Origin of the sequence: Pseudoalteromonas sp., assembly GCF_018402495.1 — a bacterium.
Taxonomy (GTDB): Bacteria; Pseudomonadota; Gammaproteobacteria; order Enterobacterales; family Alteromonadaceae; genus Pseudoalteromonas.
The window spans coordinates 525736-546666 of sequence record NZ_JAGYIU010000004.1; the positions used below are offsets into that span (position 1 = coordinate 525736).

Consider the following 20931-nt stretch of genomic DNA (forward strand, 5'->3'; position numbering starts at 1 on the left):
ATGCCATTAACAAACGCAAAACCCATTACCATTTTAATGGCAGACGATGATGAAGATGATCGTTTATTAACACAAGATGCCCTTGCTGAAAGTCGCGTTTTAAATGAATTACACTTTGTTGAAGACGGTGTAGAGCTTTTAGAATATTTAGAGCGCAAAGGTAAGTTTGAAGACAAAAGCGTATCCCCAAGGCCCGGCTTAATTTTACTTGATTTAAATATGCCAAGAATGGACGGCCGTGAAGCACTTCAAACCATTAAAGCCAATCCTAATTTAAAGGGCATCCCAGTGGTTATTTTAACAACTTCAAAGCAAGAAGAAGACATGGTTAAAGGGTATAACCTTGGGGCGGCATCATACATTACCAAGCCGGTAACGTTTGATGGTTTAGTGGAGCTAATGAAAACGTTAGGTAAATATTGGGTTGAATTTGTAGAGCTACCAAACACGTTTAACGATTAAGCACAGCATTAAAATAGGAGACGCTATGTTAGCAAAGGCAACGAAACTGCTACTTGTTGAAGACGATGAAGATGATTACATTTTAACTCGTGACTATTTAGAGCAGCTCAGTTCCCATGTGTTTGACATAGAGTGGATAAGCTCTCCTGAGCAGGCAATACATGTACTAAGTAAAAATGAGCATGATATTTGTCTGCTTGACTATCGCTTAGGTGCCTCAGATGGCTTAAGTGTTTTAAAAAAAGCCATTAAAAATGGCTTTTGTGGGCCTATTATCATGCTAACGGGGCAATCTAACGATGCCCTTGATTCTGCTGCGCTTGATGCCGGTGCAGTTGATTATTTAGTTAAAAGTGAAATGAGTGGTAGCCGGTTTGCCCGTTCTATTCGTTATGCTTTAGCGCGCCGCGATGTAGAAGATGAGCGCGTTGAACGTTTAAAGGCAGAGGCTGAAAACCGTTCAAAAGATCGCTTTTTAGCGCATTTAAGCCACGAATTACGTACACCCTTGTCCTCTATTTTAGGCTATACCGAGTTATTGATGCTCAGTGACTTTAATAAGCAGGCTGAAAACGAGCTAGGGGTGATTTATCGCAATGGTAAGCACTTACTAAGTTTGCTGAATGACGTTTTAGATTTATCTAAGATTGCTGTAGATAAACTTGAGCTTAATCTCAGTGATGTAAACCTTGATAGTCTAATGGCCGATGTGTTTACTTTAATGCGCGTTTCAGCCCTTGATAAAGGCTTATCGCTAAGGTTTGAATCGCTGGCACCTTTGCCGTTAGTAGTGAATGCGGATGATACTCGCCTTCGACAAATATTAATAAATCTTATCAATAATGCGATTAAATTTACTGAGCAGGGTGAAATTGTGGTTAACGCGTGGACTGAGATGGTGGTTGAACGTGAAATGTTATTTTTTAGTATTAAAGATTCAGGTGTGGGTATTGCTCCAGAAAAACAAGCACTCATTTTTAAGCCTTTTGAGCAAATAGCCGATGTTGAATCGCGCTCAGTAGGTGGAGCGGGATTGGGCTTAGCTATTTGTTCTGAATTGCTTAGTCGTATGCAGGGTACTATTTCGCTAGACTCTCACGAAGGTGAAGGGTCAACCTTCACTATTTCGTTATATCCTGGGAATATAAAAAAGGTAAAGCGTAATTTATTAAAACTTGATTTAACGCCTAATATGCAGCAAAAAACAACCCCATGCCAAGTTACTGGACACGTATTGGTGGTGGATGATTTACGTGATTTGCGCGTATTAGTTGGCCACTTAATTAGCTCAGCGGGTGCAGATGTAGATTATGCTGATAATGGTAAACAAGCGCTTGATAAAGTAAAAAAGCAGCTTACAGAGAGGCATGCCACTTACGATATTATATTTTTAGATATTCATATGCCGGTGATGGGCGGAAAAGAAGCAGCCATTGAGCTTAGAAAGCTAGGCTTTAAAGGAGCAATAATTGCCCTAACCGCGGCGACAATGAAAGGCATTCGTAATGAACTAACCGCGTTAGGATTTGATGATATGATTGCCAAACCTGTCGACTCGAACTTACTTTACCAATGTTTAGAATCAAGGCTTGGGCAAAAAGCACAACGCATTTCATCGATACCGTCAACGGCAAAGCCTAATGCTAAAATAAAGCGTTTTTTATTAGTGGAAGACGATGCCGATGCTGCGCAAATAACGCAGCTTTTGTTAGAAAGCTTAGATGTAGAAACTACGATTGTAACTAATGTAGAGGCCTGTTGCACAATGCTTAAGCAAGACAGTGACTACGATAAGGTGTTACTCGACATGCAGTTACCCGATGGTTCAGGTTTAGAGCTTGCTGGTTTTATTAAAGAACATTACCCTAGCATTAAACGAGTAATTATTAGCGGTTTGGAGCCCGATGCAGTTCACATTAGGCAGTTAGAAATAGATCAAGTTTTACTTAAACCAATAAACCTAGCGCTATTAAATGAGCTTGTTTAATGCTGCTATTAGCTTTTATAACCGTCAGTTAGGTAATATTAACGACCGATTGGCGTATGACTAACTCAGGCTCAAATAAAGTTTGAATAGGCTGTACGCTTTTTTGATATACATGGCTCAGTACCCACTGTGCGGCTACTTTACCCATTTCATCTATTGGGTAATTAATAGTGCTCAAAGGGGGGTATACATGGCGAGTAAAAAATACATTATCGTAGCCTATAATTGAAAGTTGTGCGGGTAGTTCAATGCCATGCTCTCTGGCACTGACCATTGCACCCGTTGCCATTTCGTCATTGGCGCACACCAAGGCAGTAATCGCGGGATTATTTTTATAAAGAGCAGAAAATCCTTCGTAGCCGCTATCTTCTATAAAGTCACCTTCATACAAACTGTTTTCATTAAACTCAATAGCGTGTTCAGCAAGCGCTTGTTTATGTCCGTTTAAACGCTCTTGGGCGTCTTTTTTCCATAAAGGGCCGCTAATGTAAGCAATGTTTTTGTGGCCAGAATCAAGAATATACTTAGTTGCTAAATAGCCACCTTTGACATTATCAAGAATAATACAGCGATCGGCGAGCTCAGGAATATGGCGATTGAGTAAAACAAACGGCGTTTTACCTTTGCTCAGCTTTATTAAATATTCATCGCTAACCGCTTCAACATGTAAAATAAGTGCATCGCAGTTTCGACTAATTAAAAACTCTATGCCTTGTTGTTCCCGCTCTGCGTCACTGTGCCCTGCGGTAATAATAACGTGTTTACCTTGGTTTCGGAGGGTGTTTTCTATGCCGCTCATCATAGGGCCATAAAATGGACCCTTTAGCTCAGAGACCAATAACCCCGCACTATTAGAGCAATTAGAGGCTAATGACTGGGCGATCGAATTTGGACGATAGCCTAATTCTTCCATCGCTAAAGTCACTTTTTTTCTGGTGGTGTCACTGACGTTTGCATTGTTGTTCATTACTCTTGAGACGGTAGCAAGGGATACCCCCGCAAGTTTTGACACCTCATAAATGGTAGCCATGCTATTCCTTGTTACAAATTGCTTTTTTGTGTTAAATCGGCAGTGATTTTTTTTATAGTTTGATTATCTAGGCTGTATTTACTCATTATTAAAGCCACAAGTACACTGCCAATCGCAGGGTAAAGTGTAAATGAGGTTAAAATACCGGTTTTGGTTACTTCACTTAATTCTACATTGGCTTGATATTGATAATAAGCAAGTAACCAACCCGCTATAGCACCGCCTAATGCAAGCCCCAATTTGATAAAAAATACGATGCTTGCGTAAACCAACCCGGTTAGTCGTCGGCCATTTTGCCAAACGCCATAGTCAATCGCATCAGCCATTTTTGCCCACAATAAAGGTGTTGCCATTTGGGTGAAAAAACACCATAAAAAGTATACTAAAAACGCTAGCAAAACATGTTCATTAGGGATAAAAAAAGCCAGACAGCTGAGTATGGCAGAAATATATTGCAGATAAATATAAGCGGTTCTTTTGTCTAAGCGTTTACTTAAAGGTTGGGCACAGGCACAGCCAATGATATTACCTACCATACCTAAGGTTACAAATTCAGTGATTAAATCTTCTTTCCCAAGGACATATTTTACATAATAAATAGCTAAGGTAGTGCGCAGTACCATACTGGTTAAAAGGACGAGTGCTGCTAAACAGAGAATTTTAAACGGCTGATTTTGCCATAAAAAATGTAGCTGTGTTTTTAAAGATAATTTGTGTGGCGGATTGACTACTCGCTCTTTGGTGTAGCGAAAACAAATTAGAAATAAAACCACCCCTAGGCAACTCATCACTAACATAGTGAGTTGATAGCCTAATTCATTATTACCCTCGCCAAACCACTTTACTAGAGGTAAGGTGCAACTTGTAACCAATAAACCACCTAGCATACCAAACACAAAACGGTATGACTGAATAGAAACGCGCTCGTTAGGGTTGCGACTGAGTACGCCGCCAAGTGCTGAATAGGGAATGTTAATTGCGGTGTAAACCAGCATTAGTAGTGTATAGGTGACAAACGCGTAAATAATTTTATTGTTACCATCAAGCGCAGGGGTAGTAAAGGTGATCACACTAATAACAGCAAAAGGAAGTGCAAGCCAAAGTAGGTAAGGTCGGTAGCTGCCGTACTTTGTGTGGGTGGCATCGGTCAGGGCGCCCATTATTGGGTCTGTTACTGCGTCAATGACTCTGACGACTAAAAAAAGGGTACCAACCACAGCAGGCGAAATGCCAAAAATGTCGGTGTAAAAAAAGGTTAAAAATAGCATCACGGTTTGAAAAATAATATTACTGGCCGTGTCACCGAGGCCATAAGCTATTTTTTCTTTTTTACTCAGCATAAAAGCCACTCGTTATTATTTTTGGCGCTGTTTAAGAAAATCGCGATACGCAATTGCGCTTTGTTTCAAAGTTCGTTGTTGAGTTCGGTAATCTACATAGACTAATCCAAAGCGTTTTTCATAGCCATAGGCCCATTCAAAATTATCCATTAAACTCCATGCAAAATAACCTTGAATGTTAACACCTTGCTCAACCGCAGTATGAACGGCATTAATATGAGTATGATAGTAGTTGATACGCGCTGTGTCGTTTATTTTACCATTACTTAATACATCAGCCATCGCGGCGCCGTTTTCAGTTATATATACTTTAGGTAGCGTGTAACGATCATTTAATGAAAGTAGGAGTTCACATAATCCCTGCGGGTATATTTCCCAGCCCATATCAGTAATCGCAATGTTTGTTAAAGGGACTTCTTCAAACCAATGATCTGGCGTGTTTTTATAGTGAATACGAGTATAGTAATTAACCCCTAAAAAATCGATTTTTTGACTAATAATCGCCATGTCGCCATCCGCCATGTCGGGTTTTGCATCACTGCTCAGCTGGTTAATCATCTCAGGGTAATGACCCTCTAATACAGCCTGAATATACCATTGGTTATGATAGTCATCAGCTAATTTAGCAGCGCGTTCATCGTCAGGAGTAAACGGATAGGCAGGGCTAAAATTAAGCACAATACCGGCCTCTATCTTAGGGCAGTTTTTGCGTATCACTTGCATAGCCAACCCATGGGCGAGTAATAAATGGTGCGCCGCTTGTCGTCCTGCTTGTTGGCTTTTAATTCCGGGTGCATGTACGCCAATTTCATAACCTAAATAGGCGCTACAAAATGGCTCATTTAATGTGGCATAAGAGTCCACTAACCCTTCTAATTGTTGTGTTACTACGTGAGCATAATGGGCAAATTGATACGCGGTATCACGATTTAGCCAGCCTCCATTATCTTCTAAATGCTGTGGTAAATCCCAGTGATATAAAGTGACATACGTTTTGATATTGCGTGCTTTAAGCGCTTGAAGTAGTGATTTATAAAACGTTATGCCTTGAATGTTTAAACTTCCATCTTGATGTAAAACGCGTGGCCAAGAAATTGAAAGACGATAAGCGTCTACGGCTAAATCGGCAATCATTTGTACGTCTTGTTGCCAATACTTTATATGCTCACAGGCTTGATTGCCATTACTGTTATCTGCAATGGTGTTTGGTTTATTACAAAAAGTATCCCAAATACAGGGAAGGCGTGTTTTATGAGCCCCTTCTATTTGAAAAGAGGCCGTGGCAACACCAAAAATAAATGGTGGTTTTAAAAGGGGCGATGTGCCTGGTAACGAAATTGTTTTAAACACAATGAGATACATCCTTAAGCTTGTAATAATAATGATCGGTTAAACAATAGAGATTACATAAGATAATAATGTAAGCGCTTACAAAAACATTGTAAATAAATTGATAATTTTTTCCTGTATGCTATAAATGTAAGCGCTTACATTTGGTGTTGCAACTATAATCTGCATTTTTAGTTTTATTAAAGGCGATTAAATAGAGGTAACAATCTGATAATTATAAATAATTAGAGATTATATTATGGCACATATCACACAGCCACTACCGGCAGCAGAAAACAGCCAAAAACCAGGGTCTACACACAGCTTTGCGTTAACATCGCTTACGACCTTGTTTTTTATGTGGGGTTTTCTTACTTGCCTGAACGATATTTTAATTCCGTATTTAAAGGGGCTATTTTCCCTTAATTACACTCAAGCAATGTTAGTGCAATTTTGTTTTTTTGGTGCCTACTTTGTTATGTCAATTCCGGCGGGGAAGCTGGTTAGTAAAATAGGCTACCAATTCGGTATTGTTATTGGTCTGGTTGTTGCTGCAATAGGGTGTGCATTATTTTATCCTGCTGCAGAGGCGCACGTTTACGAGCTATTTTTATTTGCTTTATTTGTGCTTGCTTCAGGGATCACTATTTTACAAGTCTCTGCTAACCCTTATGTAAGCGTATTAGGGCCTGCAAAAACAGCATCTTCACGTTTAACCATGACCCAAGCTTTTAATTCTTTGGGGACAACGGTTGCGCCATTATTTGGTAGCTGGTTAATTTTGTCTGAAATTAGCCAAGCCACAGCCGAACAAGTTAAGTTTCCTTATTTAATGCTCAGTGCAAGCTTATTGATACTGGCTATAATTTTTGCTTTTTTAAAGCTACCTAAACTCGGTAAAGCGATTGATAGTGAAGCTGAAAATCAAGGTGACACTGAATTTGTTGACTTAGGCAGTGTTTGGAAATATCGCCATCTTATTTTAGGTGCTATTGGTATTTTTGTTTATGTGGGCGCAGAGGTTGCTATCGGTAGCTTTTTAGTCGGCTTTTTAACTCTTGAGCATATCGCGGGCTTACCAGAGCAACAAGCGGCACATTACATAAGCTATTATTTTGCAGGGGCAATGATAGGCCGCTTTGTTGGCGCAGCGATTATGCAAAAATTAAATGCAGCTAAGGTATTAGCTTGGCATGGTATTTTAGCGGGTGTGCTGGTGTTAATTGCGATGACAGGGCAAGGAACACTCGCTATGTGGGCTATTTTATTGGTTGGCTTATGTAATTCTATTATGTTCCCCACTATTTTTAGTTTAGCCCTTCAAGGCCTAGGTAAATATACATCGCAAGGCTCAGGTATTTTATGCTTAGCGATTGTAGGTGGAGCTATTATTCCATTACTACAAGGTATGCTGGCTGATAATATTGGCGTGCAGTTAGCGCTTATACTGCCTATTGGCTGCTATTTATATATTACTTACTTCGCGCTGTTTGGTGCAAAAAAAACAACGTCCACTCGTCTTTGAGTTTTAGGTGAATGCTATGATTATTAAACGAACTTTTTCAGTTACTGCACTGATGTTAGCGGCAATAACCAGTAGTGGTTGTTCGCAGCCTTCTAACAGTGCTGGTGATGCGACAAGCCAAAAAGAAATATGGCCAAAAATAGAAACGGGTATTAAAAGCGATGCTCAAATGGAGCAAAAAATCGCTGATATGCTAAAGACCATGACGCTAGAACAAAAAATAGCGCAAATGATCCAACCTGAAATTCGCCATATTACAGTTGAGGATATGCGTAAATATGGCTTTGGCTCTTATTTAAATGGCGGTGGCTCGTTTCCAAATAATAATAAACATGCAACGCCTGAAGATTGGGTTGATTTGGCAGAAAAGATGTATCAAGCGTCTATTGATGACTCTCTCGATGGCAGCACGATCCCTACTATGTGGGGGACCGATGCAGTACATGGACACAACAATGTGATTGGTGCGACCTTATTTCCGCATAATATTGGTTTAGGGGCTGCGAATAATCCTGCACTGATTGAAAAAATTGCTGCAGCGACGGCGCGCGAAGTTATGGTAACCGGTATTGACTGGGTATTTGCACCTACTGTTGCTGTGGTGCGAGATGATCGCTGGGGCCGCACTTACGAAGGGTACTCTGAGGACCCTGAAATAGTTGAGGCATATTCAGCTTCCATTGTTAAAGGTTTACAAGGTGCTGTAGATGAAGACTTTTTGTCAGATACGCGAGTAGTGAGTACCGTTAAACACTTTTTAGGTGATGGTGGTACACAAAACGGCGATGATCAGGGAGATAATATCGCTTCTGAAGAAGAACTATTTGCGCTTCATGCTCAAGGTTATGTTGGTGGTTTGGGTGCTGGGGCGCAAACGGTAATGGCTTCGTTTAATAGCTGGCATGGTGAAAAAATTCATGGCAGTAAATATTTACTGACCGATGTGCTTAAAGAAAAAATGGGCTTTGATGGTTTTGTGGTCGGTGATTGGAATGGTCACGGGCAAGTTAAAGGGTGCTCAAATAGTAACTGTGCTCAAGCTGCAAATGCGGGCTTAGATGTATACATGGCACCTGATGAGTGGAAGCCTTTGTATGAAAACCTTGTAAAGCAAGCGCAAAGTGGTGTGATATCTGAAAATCGAATTAATGATGCTGTAACACGTATTTTACGCGTTAAAATGCGTGCAGGGTTATTTGATAAACCAAGCCCTGCTAAGCGTCCATTATCAGGGAAAACTGAGATTATTGGTAGTAGCGATCACCGTGCAGTGGCTAAACAGGCTGTACGCGAGTCGCTAGTGTTGCTTAAAAATAAGCAGCAACTATTGCCATTATCAGCTAAAGCGAATGTGTTAGTTGCAGGTGTCGGTGCCGATAATATTGGCATGCAGTCGGGGGGATGGAGTGTTACATGGCAGGGCACAGGTAATACAAACAGCGACTTCCCTGGTGGCAGCTCTATTTATGCAGGTATTAAAGATACTGTAGAGCAAGCTGGTGGCAGTGCAGCGCTGAGCGTTGAAGGGGAATACAAAGCACGCCCTGATGTTGCCATTGTTGTATTTGGTGAGCAGCCATACGCAGAGGGCAATGGTGATATTGATAACCTTGAATATCAGCGCGGTAATAAAAGCGACTTAGCGCTACTACGTAAGTTTAAAAATGCGGGAATTCCCGTTGTGTCATTATTTATAAGCGGTCGCCCAATGTGGGTTAATGCTGAGCTTAACGCCAGTGATGCATTCGTTGCTATTTGGCTACCAGGCAGTGAAGGCGATGCTATTAGCGATGTCTTATTCAAAAATGCAGACGGGTCAATTAATCACGATTTTAAAGGTAAACTATCGTTTTCCTGGCCTAACAATCCTATTGATAATGAAAACCGTTATGACGAAGATTATAAGCCGTTATTACCTTATGGTTTTGGTTTAACTTACAATGATAGTAATGTGTTAAAAGATGATTTAGATGAACACTCTCTACAGACAGAAAAACGCGATGATTTAGTGTTGTTTGAGCGTGCAATTAAAGCGCCTTGGTCACTGGTTTTAAAAAGTGGTGAGCAACAAAAAACGGTGGCGAGCAGTCGCGAGTCTTTGGGGGCGGTGAGCATTCAAACATTTGATAAAGAGGTGCAAGAAGATGCCCGTGCAATTCGTTTTAATGGCCAAGCGCTTGCTGGGATTAATTTAGCCGCTGCGTTTCCATCTGACTTACGTTCATACGTTGAAACAAGTGGCCAATTACAGATGCAGATTAAAGTAGATAAAGCCGCGACTAGTCCGTTATGGGTTGGTATGGGCTGTGGCGAGAGTTGTCAGGGGAAATTTGATATTGCTGATCAGCTTGAACAATCAGGTCAATGGCAAACATTAAACATCAACTTAAGTTGTTTTGCAGAGCAAGGTGTTGATTTAGCAAAAGTGTTCACCCCTTGGCAGTTAAGCACCCAAGGTGATTGGCATGTATCTATAGCTAAACTTGCTATTACAGCAACCGCTGCAGAGCAAGACAGTGTTACTTGTAAGTAGTTAATAACCTATCAATAAGCAGGTATTTAGCGTACCTGCTTATTATTTTAAAAGCGTAGTACAAAAACCTACCAAATTAGTCCCTCCTTACTTTTATTCCATTTTATGTGATTGATTATATTGAGCTCAGTAGTAGTCACGAAAACATGATAAAACTGCATTCGCTTTTGCGTTAATAATTTGAGAGTATGCCAAAATATTAAATGCGTTATGTCATTAACAGGTGAGTGAATGAATCAAATAAAGTTAGTTTCGCAGAGCTTACAACCTTCAAAAATAGTCTGTGTGGGGCGCAACTACAGTGCACATATTGCTGAGTTAAATAATGAACACCCTGAGCAAATGGTTATTTTTAATAAACCTAATAGTGCGATCACCAATACCTTACTCGCCACCCATAATGGGGATACTTTACACTACGAAACAGAGTTATGCTTTGTGGTTAAAAATAAACAGCTTGCAGGAGTGGGCATCGGACTTGATTTGACTAAACGCGCTTTGCAAAGCAGCTTAAAAGAAAAAGGCTTGCCATGGGAGCGTGCCAAAGCATTTGATGGCTCAGTGCTTTTTAGTGATTTTATTGAACTAACACCAGAAATGACATCGTTTATATTTGAATTACACATTGATGGCAAGGTAGTTCAACATGGTGACACTCAACTTATGCTGTATCAACCTGCGCAAATATTGGCTGAGGTAAATCAGTTTATGAGCCTCGAAGAGGGCGACATTATTATGACTGGCACCCCCGCCGGCGTAGGAATGGTGAGTGTAGGGCGAGAGTTCAATGTTGCTCTTTATTTTGGTCAGCAGTGCTTATTGGAGCATCATTGGTCTGTGAATCAAAATTAAGAACATAGTGATGATAAACTGCGTCAAAGTTTTCAATATGTTCATTTAACCAAAAGCGCTGGCTTTTTTGATATGCTGATGAACTTAAAATACTGCTTTTTAATGCTAAATTTATTTTTGAAATTGCTTTTTTAGCAAAGTTATTAGGCGCACTGGTTGAGCAACCAATAGCACCTTGTATTAATGTTTTTGTAGCCATTGCTATAGGTATACTGACGATATCATTAAGTTGTGTTTGTTGGTTAAAGTAGGTTGCCATAAAAGGGTAATCGAGCGAATAATCAATTGAATTGTTCCTGAGCCGGTCTATCACTACGCCACTTTCATTATCACTACTCCAAGTTAATGATACATTACTGTGGGTTAGGGAATTTTCAATAATTGAATTTATATGAGGAGTAAATTTACGAGCTTGTGCTTGACCATAAGTATAGCTTTCATCTGCGAATAAGCTTATTAAATTAATAGGGTTACCATGTTTTTTAATAAGTAAGGGAGCCTTTTCAGTGGTAGTAATAATACTAAACTCAGGGTACACAGCAGTAGGGAGCGAGTAAGTGTAGGCTTTATTAGTGTTACTTTTATAGATAACACAAGGAAAACAGACGTTTTTTCCCTCATTAACATACTTATTGATGCGTTTTTGTGGCAGCACCAAATGAGTATGTTTCACATCTTTAATGGTTGCGATGAGTTGCTCAGTCAAATTATCACATAAGCCGGATTGGGAAGCATCTGCATCTAAATGAAACGGAGGGGTTTTACTTTGTAGCCATAAAATTTCCTCTATCGGTTTTGCTGTTAGAGCGTGACTGTAGACAGAAAAAATAACTAAAAGGCCAAGGCATAAAAAACGAAGAGGTAACATAACAACTATATCTTCCTTGAAATTTGTTGCGCATTATACCGTTGCTGTTTAAAAAATAAACATAAAGAGTAGCAAAGAATCAACATTATTGAATAGCATTTACCCTTTGCTTGATTTCATTAGTAAGGCATTGGATTATTTCTAAATATGATATCAATCGCTGTTAACACGTCATCGCTCAGTGTTAGATCAAACGCATCAATGTCTTCTTTTAATTGCGCCATAGTAGTGGCACCAATAATAGATGACGTCACTCCATCAACTTGATTACACCAAGCCAGCGCTAATTGAGCAGGGGTGATAGCGTGTGCATGCGCAAGTTCAACATACTCTTTAGTGGCTTGTTGTGATTGTGGTGTATCGCGAAAAATACCGTTACGCTGCATAAATGTCCAACGCGAGCCTTCAGGACGCGCTCCATTTAAGTATTTACCCGTTAATAGCCCAGCAGCTAAAGGTGACCAAGGTAAATAAGCAATATCTTCATGCACACATTGCTCTATTAAATAAGGCCAATCTTTAGCGTGCGCTAAACTAAACTCATTCTGAATAGACACCATTTTTGGTAAATTATGCTCTTTGGCTAAACTTAAAAATTGGCTAATTCCCCAAGGCGTATCGTCAGAAAGTCCACAATGCTTAATTTTACCTGCCTTAACACATGCATCTAAGCCCTCTAAAATATCAAGCATATCAGCGGTGTGTTGTTTTGCATTTACCTGGCTAAATTTAAGCATGCCAGGCCATTGCCTAGCAAAATGAGGGGTGCGACGATTTGGCCAATGTAATTGGTATAAGTCAATATAGTCGGTTTGAAGGCGCTTTAAAGAGTGATCAACCGCATCAATAACAGCTTGGCGCGTAATATCACCGCCATCACGTATCCATGAAAGTCCGTTACCGGCAATTTTGGTGGCAATAACAATGTCGTTTCGTTTTTGTGAATTACGTGCTAGCCAATTGCCTATAATTTCCTCTGTTTTACCGTAGGTATCGGGAGAGGGAGGAACAGCATACATTTCTGCCGTATCAATAAAGTTAACGCCGCGTTCTAAAGCATAGGCTATTTGTTGGTCGGCATCATGCTGGGTATTTTGTACCCCCCAGGTCATGCTACCTAAACACACTCTTGAAACGCTAACACCACTACTGCCTAACTGACTATACTGCATTGTTAATCCTAATTATTCGGTTTGAGAGTTCGCTTTTAAAGCCGATAACAATGGCTCAGTGATTGTGGCTTTTTGGCCTGTTTTAAAGTCAAACATCACCACTTTTGACATGCCGGTGGTGGTTATCGCGTTTTGCGCATGACTAAACACACTGTAGTTCATTACAAAGCGGTCAGATTTAATATCACTGATAGTAATACCTATGCTTAATGTGTCGGGAAAGGTAACAGGACGTTTATAACGAATATTATTTTCACTGATCACCGGGCCCGTGGCTTTTGAGTTAATAGTATCAAATAAATTCAATTTATTTAAAAAATCGATTCTGGCTATCTCAAAATAACGCAGGTAAACACAGTTATTAACATGCTGCAGGGCATCCATATCACCCCACGCTACAGTGATATCGGTATGAATAGGATATTGTTGTTTAAACGTTTCCATGTATTTATAGCTCTTGGTTTTAAAGTGTTTAGATTAGCAACATGGTCGGATGAGCTCAAGGAATAAAAAACTGAGCTAAAATTGTACCTCTTTGAATTGATAGCTATAGTAACTATTAACACACAAGGAGATCGCTATGCAGAATATAATTAATTGGTCATTGGCATGCATTATTTTTATAGCTTCGTTTGCTTGTTACGCTATGGGTAATGAGGCAGGCGCAATTGTTTTGATTTTATTAGGCTTTTCTTTAGAAGTTTTATTTTGGATGTATTGTTTTAATAAGCCAAAGAAAAGTAAACGCTCTTTTTAGATTACAACGTGCTTGCTAATTAAAAGTGATTCTACAATAATGGCTGTATAAATAAACAGTTGTTATTGTGTGATGAAAAAGTTTATTCATATAGACATGGACTGCTTTTATGCAGCCGTTGAAATGCGTGATAATCCTAAGCTTGCAAGCGTGCCGCTGGCAATTGGTGGTAACAGTCGCCGTGGTGTACTCTCTACCGCTAACTATATAGCCAGAGAATATGGGGTGCGCTCTGCCATGTCTAATTACCATGCCAAACAGCTGTGCCCAGGTTTAGTTATTGTGCCGGGCAGAATGGCTGTTTATAAACAAGTATCCACACAAATTCGTGCTATTTTTAACCGTTATACTGAGCTAGTAGAGCCTCTTTCGCTTGATGAAGCCTATTTAGATGTAACTCACAGTACTGCCTTTAAAGGCAGTGCAACGTTAATTGCTGAGCAAATTCGTGCCGATATTTTTAATACCACAGGACTTACAGCATCTGCGGGTATTGCCCCGATAAAATTTATTGCCAAAATAGCCAGTGATGAAAACAAACCAAATGGTCAGTGTGTGATATTGCCTGAGCAGGTTGAATCGTTTTTAGCCCAGTTACCATTAGGTAAAATTCCAGGGGTGGGCAAAGTCACACTCGAAAAGCTTAATTTAAAAGGGTTATATACAGGCCAAGATGTCCGTGAAAAAGGTGCCAATTGGATGCAACAGCATGTGGGTAATTTTGGTGTGTCCTTATATCAAAAGTGCATGGGGGAGCATATAGGGCGGGTTTCGACCGAGCGGATACGTAAGTCATTGAGTGTGGAACATACTTATGAATACAACAAAAACAGCCTAGATGAATGCCTTGAACAATTACCGCAACTGTTAGATGAACTCGTGGTTCGATTAAATAAACAGCAACTACAACATAAAATTAATAAATTAAGTGTTAAAGTTAAATTTGCTAATTTTGTAGTGACCTCAGCAGATCAAGCTGCGCATCAATTAAACACGGCTATTTTTAAAGAGTTACTCGCCAAAGCCTATCAACGTGGATTACAACAACCGGTGCGCTTATTAGGAATTGGCGTGGGTATTAAAAACCAACCAGAGCATAATTTACAGCTTAGTATTTTAGATGTGTAAAACGCGTAACTCCAAGTTGCCAGTAAGTAAGCAGGTTATCGCAGTACACTGGTTATAAATTGCTAAATAAATAATAATAGGGACTACGTTTTCTAACAGGATCCTTTTTTATGGCATATCCAAAAGCAGTACTGGCAAAGCCGGTAAATGCAAGCCTAGATTGTACATCGCATGATGCACTTATTATTATCAGCAACGACTTTTCTCATTTACCAAATAAGCCACTGCGTGATGCAATTTTAGACCAAGCCCAAGTAGACTCTCGCATCGGCAACCAAGTCACCTTGTTAGTGATTGCCGGTAAACGTGTCGTGTTAGCGCCAACAGGCCCTTTAAATAGAGATTATGATGACGTTCGTCGTTATTTTGATGCAGCCAAATTAGCCATTAATGAGGCAAAAGCATCAGGTAGTGTTAACCCTGCTATTTATTTACCCGCTTTAAATACGGATAGCCGTTATCAACACGCTCTTGAAGTGGCTTACTTAGGCGCATGCCAAGCATTATGGCAACCCCTAGAAGCGCGTGAATTTCATGGTCAAGGTATTGAGCCTATTACTCAAATAGGCTTAATTGATGCCAATGAGCAAACAATTAAAGCAGTCAATGCGTTAGCTGCGGGGCAATATGCCGCACGTGATTTATGTGGCACCGAGCCTGAACGCATGGCTCCCCCACGTTTTGCTGATTATTGTACTGAGTTATTTGAAAACAGTGCGGTGAGCGTTGATGTGATTGATGATTTAGCTGCCATTGATAAGCATTACCCCATGCTAAGTACCGTTGCTCGCGCATCGTATGCGGTAGAGCGCCATCATCCACGCGTTGTTAAACTTGAATACGTGCCTGAGGGTGAAGTAACCCGAACACTGATGTTTGTTGGTAAAGGTTTAGTCTATGACACGGGCGGTGCAGATTTAAAAGTCGGTGGTTTTATGGCGGGCATGAGCCGCGATAAAGGCGGTGCGGCCTCGGTTGCTGGATTTATGAAAGCAGTAGCAGATTATCAGCCTAAAGGCGTTAAAGTGATTGCCTTTTTAGCGGTTGTACGCAACTCCATTGGTTCAGATTGTTTTGTCCCTGATGAAATAATTACTAGCCGTGAAGGTGTGCGAGTACGTATTGGTAATACCGATGCCGAAGGGCGTTTAGCTATGGGTGATTTACTTAGCGAAATGAAAGATTTAGCTAAAAACGAAATAAATCCAACGTTGTTTACAGTGGCTACTTTAACAGGGCATGCTGCACGCGCGATGGGACCATATGGTGCTTATGTAGAAAATGGGCCCGCGCGTAGTGCTAATATTTCACGCCAATTAGCTGATTGTGGTGATTTATGGGCTGACGGTGCTGAAGTGTCGCGTTCACGCCGTGAAGATTATGATTTTATAAAACCACGCACTTTAGCTGACGATGTGCTTTCTAGTAATAATGCAGCTTCTGCTGTCACAGCGCGCGGCCATCAATTCCCTATGGCATTTTTAGCTGTGGTAGGTGGATTAGATAAGCATGGTAATGAATCTACTTTACCACTTCCTTATGTACATATGGATATTGCTGGTAGTGGCGTTGAAGGCGGCGACTGGCAACATGGTAAACCAACTGCAGCGGCAGTTAGCAGTTTATTTGCCCGCTATTGTTTATAATTTTCTATAAATAATCCTAAAAAGCCCTGAAAATCAGGGCTTTTTAATTGGTGGAAGATATTTATTATCCGGAGTTCAGGTTAACTAAGCTTAAAGCGCGATACCACGCTTGATAACTCAACACTGCTTTGTTTGAGTTTGTCGCTAGCGCGAGTTAAATCTTTGGTGTTACCCAATGATTGCTCTGTAGATTGTGATAAATCATTAATTCTTAAATTCACCTCGTCTGCGGCTGATGTTTGCTGCTCTGTGGCGCGAGCAATTTGGCCGTTCATATCGGTGATCACCGATACCAGCCTGTCTATTTCATCAAGTGATTCATTAGCTGAAGAGGCTTGTTCAACCGTAGAAATAGAAATCTCTTGGCTAGATTTTACCGCTTCAACTGCAGCTTTAGCCCCTTCTTGCAGCTTAGCTATCATAGCTTGAATCTCATCAGTGCTTTTACCTGTCCGGCTGGCAAGTGTTCTTACTTCATCGGCTACAACCGCAAAGCCTCTTCCATGTTCACCTGCTCTTGCAGCTTCAATAGCAGCGTTTAGCGCTAAGAGGTTGGTTTGTTCAGCAATGCTTCTAATAACATCAAGTACCGAGCCAATATTATTACTCTCTTGAGCAAGATCGGCGGTCACTTTGCTCACGGTCTCTATATTACTAGAGAGGGTTTCAATGGCGGTAATAGTTTTAGACACCACATTTTTACCCGTTGATGCATTACTGGCTGCGTCATTTGCGGCTTGCTCAGCAGCTTCGGCATTACGGCTAACATCATGAATTTGATGAGTCATTTGCTCCATTGCAGCGGCTACTTGGGTTGAGCTGTCGTTTTGAAGTTCAATGAATGATTGGCTGGTTTTGCTAGAATCATCGACTGCATGGGCATGCTCGTTGACATCGTTTGCGCTTTTGGCAACCAGCACCAAAGACTCTCTAATTTTGGATACAAATAAGTTAAATGACCGCGACAGCTGAGATATTTCATCATTACCACTATCATTTAGACTGCGGGTCAAATCTCCTTCACCTTGAGAGATATCTTTCATCATTTCTGCTGCTAATCGAGTTGGCGTTAAAATACTGCGACCAATAAAGTAGCTAAAAAGTACGACAACGACGATCATAATCACAACATTGATAACGATAATAGTACGTTGCTGCGAAAAGGTGTTGTCTATGGTATCAAGGTAAACGCCCGAGCCGATGATCCATTGCCATTGATCAAAACCTTTCACAAACGCAATTTTATCTACGGGTTCGTCGCTGCCGGGTTTTGGCCACTTGTAAGGCACATAGCCTTCGCCGGATTTTTTAACAACATCAACCATTTCAACAAACAAAGGGGTGCCATCAGGGTCTTTATTATTAGTTAAATCTTTCCCTTCAAGGGCTGGTTTAATTGGGTGCATTACCATGGCTGGCTGGTAATTGTTGATCCAAAAATAGTTAGTATCATCGTAACGCAATGAGCGTATTGAGGCCATCGCTTGAGATTGTGCTTGTGCACGAGTGAGTGTTTGGTTTTGTTCAAGCGCTGCGTAGTGTGTAATGATGCTATAAGCAGTTTCCACCACATTTTTAGTTTTTAGATATTGCTCATTTTTAAGCGATTTATATTGATTACTTAAACTCGAAATACTCAATACAATTAAACCAAAAATTACAATCCCTACTAAAATGGCTAAACGTTGAAATATAGTAAAACGACGGAGGTTTGGCATATGCATGTTCCCGTATTAGAGCATTATTTCTCTTAAATAAGCATAGTTAAAATATAGGCTAATACGGTTTTATTTTCCTTATATTGTACTTTTAATACTCTCTTTGTTAACTAGTTTGCGTAAATACAATAAAAAGGATAGGCCGAACTTTTATTTAACGGGTGCTTATAATGAATTTAATTATTGTTTGTTGACGTTTCAATATAGCTTATCTGCATAAAAAAAGGCTGATACTTATATCAGCCTTTAGTCGAATAATTAACCCAGTTTTAGTTACTTTGTATTAAAATTACGGTTAAAGAAGTTTGTAATAGTTTGATGTAAATGAGTTTGAACTTGTTTACCGCGAAGGCTATGTTTTGAGCCCGGGTAAGTCATCATTTCAAACTGTTGATTGTTATCTTGCAGCTGTTTAAACAATTTAGTGGCATGGGTAAATAATACGTTGTCATCGGCCATACCATGGTAAATCATTAATGGGCCTTTTAAGCCTTCAGCGTATGGGAACACCGCACTGTCGATATAGCCTTGGGCATTAGTATCTGGGTGACCCAAATAGCGCTCGGTGTAATGGGTGTCGTATAGAGCCCAGTCGGTAACCGGAGCACCAGATACACCCGCGCTGAAGTAATCGCCTGCTTTAAACATGGTCATTAGCGCCATATAACCACCGTAGCTGTGGCCGTATATACCTATGCGAGCAGGGTCTACGTAATCAAGAGTACGTAAAAACTCAACGCCTTTGATTTGATCCGCCACCTCTACAACGCCTAAGTGCTTATAAATCGCATCTTCAAACTTCTTACCGCGATTGTAAGAGCCTCGGTTATCAAGTTGAAAAATTACATAACCTTGTTGCGCCATGTATTGAAAATATAAATTTTTACTGCGCCAGCTATTGGTTACTCGCTGAGCATGAGGACCACCGTAAACGTTGACAATAACCGGATGCTTTTTACCCTTTGCCATATTTGCTGGTTTAAATAAACGGTAATGCATAATTTGGCCGTCTTCAGCGGTAATTGTTCCGTATTCGGGCTGGGCTAAATCAGTTAGATACGGGGTAAGTGGGTGAGAGTCATCAAGCTTATTCTCTTCAAGCCACGTAATAAACTCACCATTAATTTTGCGCAGTGCAGCTGAATTTGGCTTATTAACCGATGAGCTATTATCAATGAAAGTTTTATTATCTTTAGCTAGAACGACATTATGGTATTGGCCTTTTTCAGTAATGCGCTTCATACCCCCTTTTTTAAATAAAGGCGCACTGTATAAATGGCTCTCTAGCGGGGTATCTTTACGTGCAGCAAAGTAAACAACGCCATTTTTTTCATCTATCCCTTTTAGGCTATCTACGACCCAATCACCTGCGGTAATCTGGCGGATAAGTTGGCCGTTATTACGATATAAATAAAGGTGCTTAAATCCATCTCGCTCTGAGGCCCATACAAAATGCTTTTTATCTTTTAAAAATTCAAGGTCAAAATGCAAGTTGATCCAGGTATCACTTTTTTCAGTTAAAGCAACGGTTTGCTGTTTTGTTTTAGTGTTGTAAAAACGTAATTCTAAGCTATGTTGCGAGCGGTTTTGCCATTGATAAGAGAGCGTATTGCTGTCGTTTAGCCACTTAGCGCGGGCAATATAAATATCTTTATCGTCGCCTAAGTCAATCCAGTCAACTGCTTGATCATTAAGCTTTACCACCCCAAGTTGAATGTCAACATTATTGGTGCCAGTAAATGGATAACGCTGGTTAAATAGTTTTACTTCATCAGCATAAATTTCGTTACGAATCGCTTCTTGAACAGGGCTTTCATCAACGCGAGTAAAGGCGATTTTAGATTCATCATTTGCCCACCAATAACCGGTCATACGGCTCATTTCTTCTTGCGCCACAAATTCGGCCATGCCGTTTTTAATTACGCCACCGCCATCTTTACTTAACTGAATTTCTTTACCTGAAGCCAGCTCTAGTGCATATAGGTTTTGCTCTCGGATAAAGGATACGAAATTTCCTTTTGGAGAAAAACGCGCATCGGTTTCAAATGCGTCTGTGTTAGTCAGCTTTTTACTATTTTTAGCATCTAAGTCATAGTAATAAAGATCGCCATTAAGAGGGAATAACAGTGCTTTCCCATCTTTTGACCATTTATATTCAAGGATACCTTTTCCAAAAATACGTTGGCGTTCGCGGCGTGCTTTTTCTTCATCGGAGAGATTTTCTGGGCCTGAAAATAACTGCGCCGAATCAACTAGCAACCGGTTGGTATTATCTTTTAAATTATATTCCCATAAATCGTAGCGATTATAGTCATCGGTTTTACCTTGTAAGTAGGTAACCCGGCTACCATCAGGCGAAAACTTAAGTTGTACCGGAGATTTGCCTGCTAAGCTCGGATCATCAAATATACGCTCAAGCGTTAGCGGCTCAGCTTCTGCGCTTAATGCGCCCGCGAGTAGGGGAATTGCCAGTGAGAGGTGTTTTAGTTTTTTTAACACAGGATTGCCTTTACTTACATAAAATTATCTCGATGGTAAAGCACAAGCGTGTGCAACTGCAACTAAATGCTATAAAGTGTGCGGT

General features: G+C 40.4%; 16 protein-coding genes. 8 read left to right on the forward strand and 8 right to left on the reverse strand.

From position 1 onward, the window contains the following. Complete coding sequence (locus tag KG708_RS14835; protein ID WP_213610980.1) at nt 1–462, forward strand: response regulator; 462 nt, start codon at nt 1–3, stop codon at nt 460–462. Nucleotides 463–487: 25 nt separating this feature from the next. Beyond that, on the forward strand, nt 488–2449 hold the full coding sequence (locus tag KG708_RS14840) for a response regulator (RefSeq protein WP_213610981.1): 1962 nt from the start codon (nt 488–490) through the stop codon (nt 2447–2449). Between the two features lie 28 nt (nt 2450–2477). Here the strand turns inward: KG708_RS14840 and KG708_RS14845 are convergent, their stop codons facing one another. From KG708_RS14845 to KG708_RS14855, 3 genes are read right to left on the reverse strand one after another with little or no spacing between them, the layout of a single operon-like run. Then, on the reverse strand, nt 2478–3479 hold the full coding sequence (locus KG708_RS14845; protein WP_213610982.1) for a LacI family DNA-binding transcriptional regulator: 1002 nt from the start codon (nt 3477–3479) through the stop codon (nt 2478–2480). 11 nt (nt 3480–3490) lie between these two features. Next, nucleotides 3491–4819: a glycoside-pentoside-hexuronide (GPH):cation symporter gene (locus KG708_RS14850; protein WP_213610984.1), complete on the reverse strand. Its 1329-nt coding sequence runs from the start codon at nt 4817–4819 to the stop codon at nt 3491–3493. A 15-nt stretch (nt 4820–4834) separates the two neighbouring features. Next, the gene (locus KG708_RS14855) at nt 4835–6169 is read right to left on the reverse strand and encodes a GH1 family beta-glucosidase (RefSeq protein WP_366513622.1); all 1335 of its coding nucleotides are present in this window, start codon (nt 6167–6169) and stop codon (nt 4835–4837) included. A 238-nt stretch (nt 6170–6407) separates the two neighbouring features. On the opposite strand from KG708_RS14855, the gene KG708_RS14860 reads away from it, so the two are divergent. From KG708_RS14860 to KG708_RS14870, 3 genes are all read left to right on the forward strand, one after another. Beyond that, nucleotides 6408–7673 (forward strand): sugar MFS transporter, encoded by a 1266-nt coding sequence (locus KG708_RS14860; protein ID WP_213610988.1) that lies wholly within the window; start codon nt 6408–6410, stop codon nt 7671–7673. Between the two features lie 16 nt (nt 7674–7689). After that, nucleotides 7690–10206: an exo 1,3/1,4-beta-D-glucan glucohydrolase gene (locus tag KG708_RS14865; RefSeq protein ID WP_213610990.1), complete on the forward strand. Its 2517-nt coding sequence runs from the start codon at nt 7690–7692 to the stop codon at nt 10204–10206. A gap of 231 nt (nt 10207–10437) precedes the next feature. Next, complete coding sequence (locus KG708_RS14870) at nt 10438–11058, forward strand: fumarylacetoacetate hydrolase family protein (protein WP_213610992.1); 621 nt, start codon at nt 10438–10440, stop codon at nt 11056–11058. Here the strand turns inward: KG708_RS14870 and KG708_RS14875 are convergent. From KG708_RS14875 to KG708_RS14885, 3 genes are all read right to left on the reverse strand, one after another. Further along, a complete protein-coding gene (locus KG708_RS14875; protein WP_213610993.1) occupies nt 10991–11926 on the reverse strand; it encodes an ABC transporter substrate-binding protein in 936 nt (311 codons plus the stop codon). The two genes, KG708_RS14870 and KG708_RS14875, sit on opposite strands and share 68 nt — an antisense overlap. A gap of 119 nt (nt 11927–12045) precedes the next feature. Further along, nucleotides 12046–13098, reverse strand: coding sequence for an aldo/keto reductase (locus KG708_RS14880; RefSeq protein ID WP_213610994.1), 1053 nt, complete (start codon nt 13096–13098; stop codon nt 12046–12048). 12 nt (nt 13099–13110) lie between these two features. Further along, entirely contained in the window at nt 13111–13542 is a 432-nt protein-coding gene (locus KG708_RS14885) for a thioesterase family protein (protein ID WP_213610995.1), read from the reverse strand. A 136-nt stretch (nt 13543–13678) separates the two neighbouring features. On the opposite strand from KG708_RS14885, the gene KG708_RS14890 reads away from it, so the two are divergent. From KG708_RS14890 to KG708_RS14900, 3 genes are all read left to right on the forward strand, one after another. Further along, nucleotides 13679–13855: a hypothetical protein gene (locus KG708_RS14890; protein ID WP_213610996.1), complete on the forward strand. Its 177-nt coding sequence runs from the start codon at nt 13679–13681 to the stop codon at nt 13853–13855. A gap of 72 nt (nt 13856–13927) precedes the next feature. Then, on the forward strand, nt 13928–14983 hold the full coding sequence (gene dinB, locus KG708_RS14895) for a DNA polymerase IV (RefSeq protein WP_213611002.1): 1056 nt from the start codon (nt 13928–13930) through the stop codon (nt 14981–14983). 110 nt (nt 14984–15093) lie between these two features. Beyond that, entirely contained in the window at nt 15094–16629 is a 1536-nt protein-coding gene (locus tag KG708_RS14900; protein ID WP_213611004.1) for a leucyl aminopeptidase family protein, read from the forward strand. An 80-nt stretch (nt 16630–16709) separates the two neighbouring features. On the opposite strand, the gene KG708_RS14905 is transcribed toward KG708_RS14900, so the two are convergent. After that, nucleotides 16710–18347 (reverse strand): methyl-accepting chemotaxis protein, encoded by a 1638-nt coding sequence (locus KG708_RS14905; protein ID WP_213611006.1) that lies wholly within the window; start codon nt 18345–18347, stop codon nt 16710–16712. Between the two features lie 273 nt (nt 18348–18620). Then, entirely contained in the window at nt 18621–20846 is a 2226-nt protein-coding gene (locus KG708_RS14910; protein WP_213611009.1) for a DPP IV N-terminal domain-containing protein, read from the reverse strand. Nucleotides 20847–20931 lie beyond the last annotated feature (85 nt).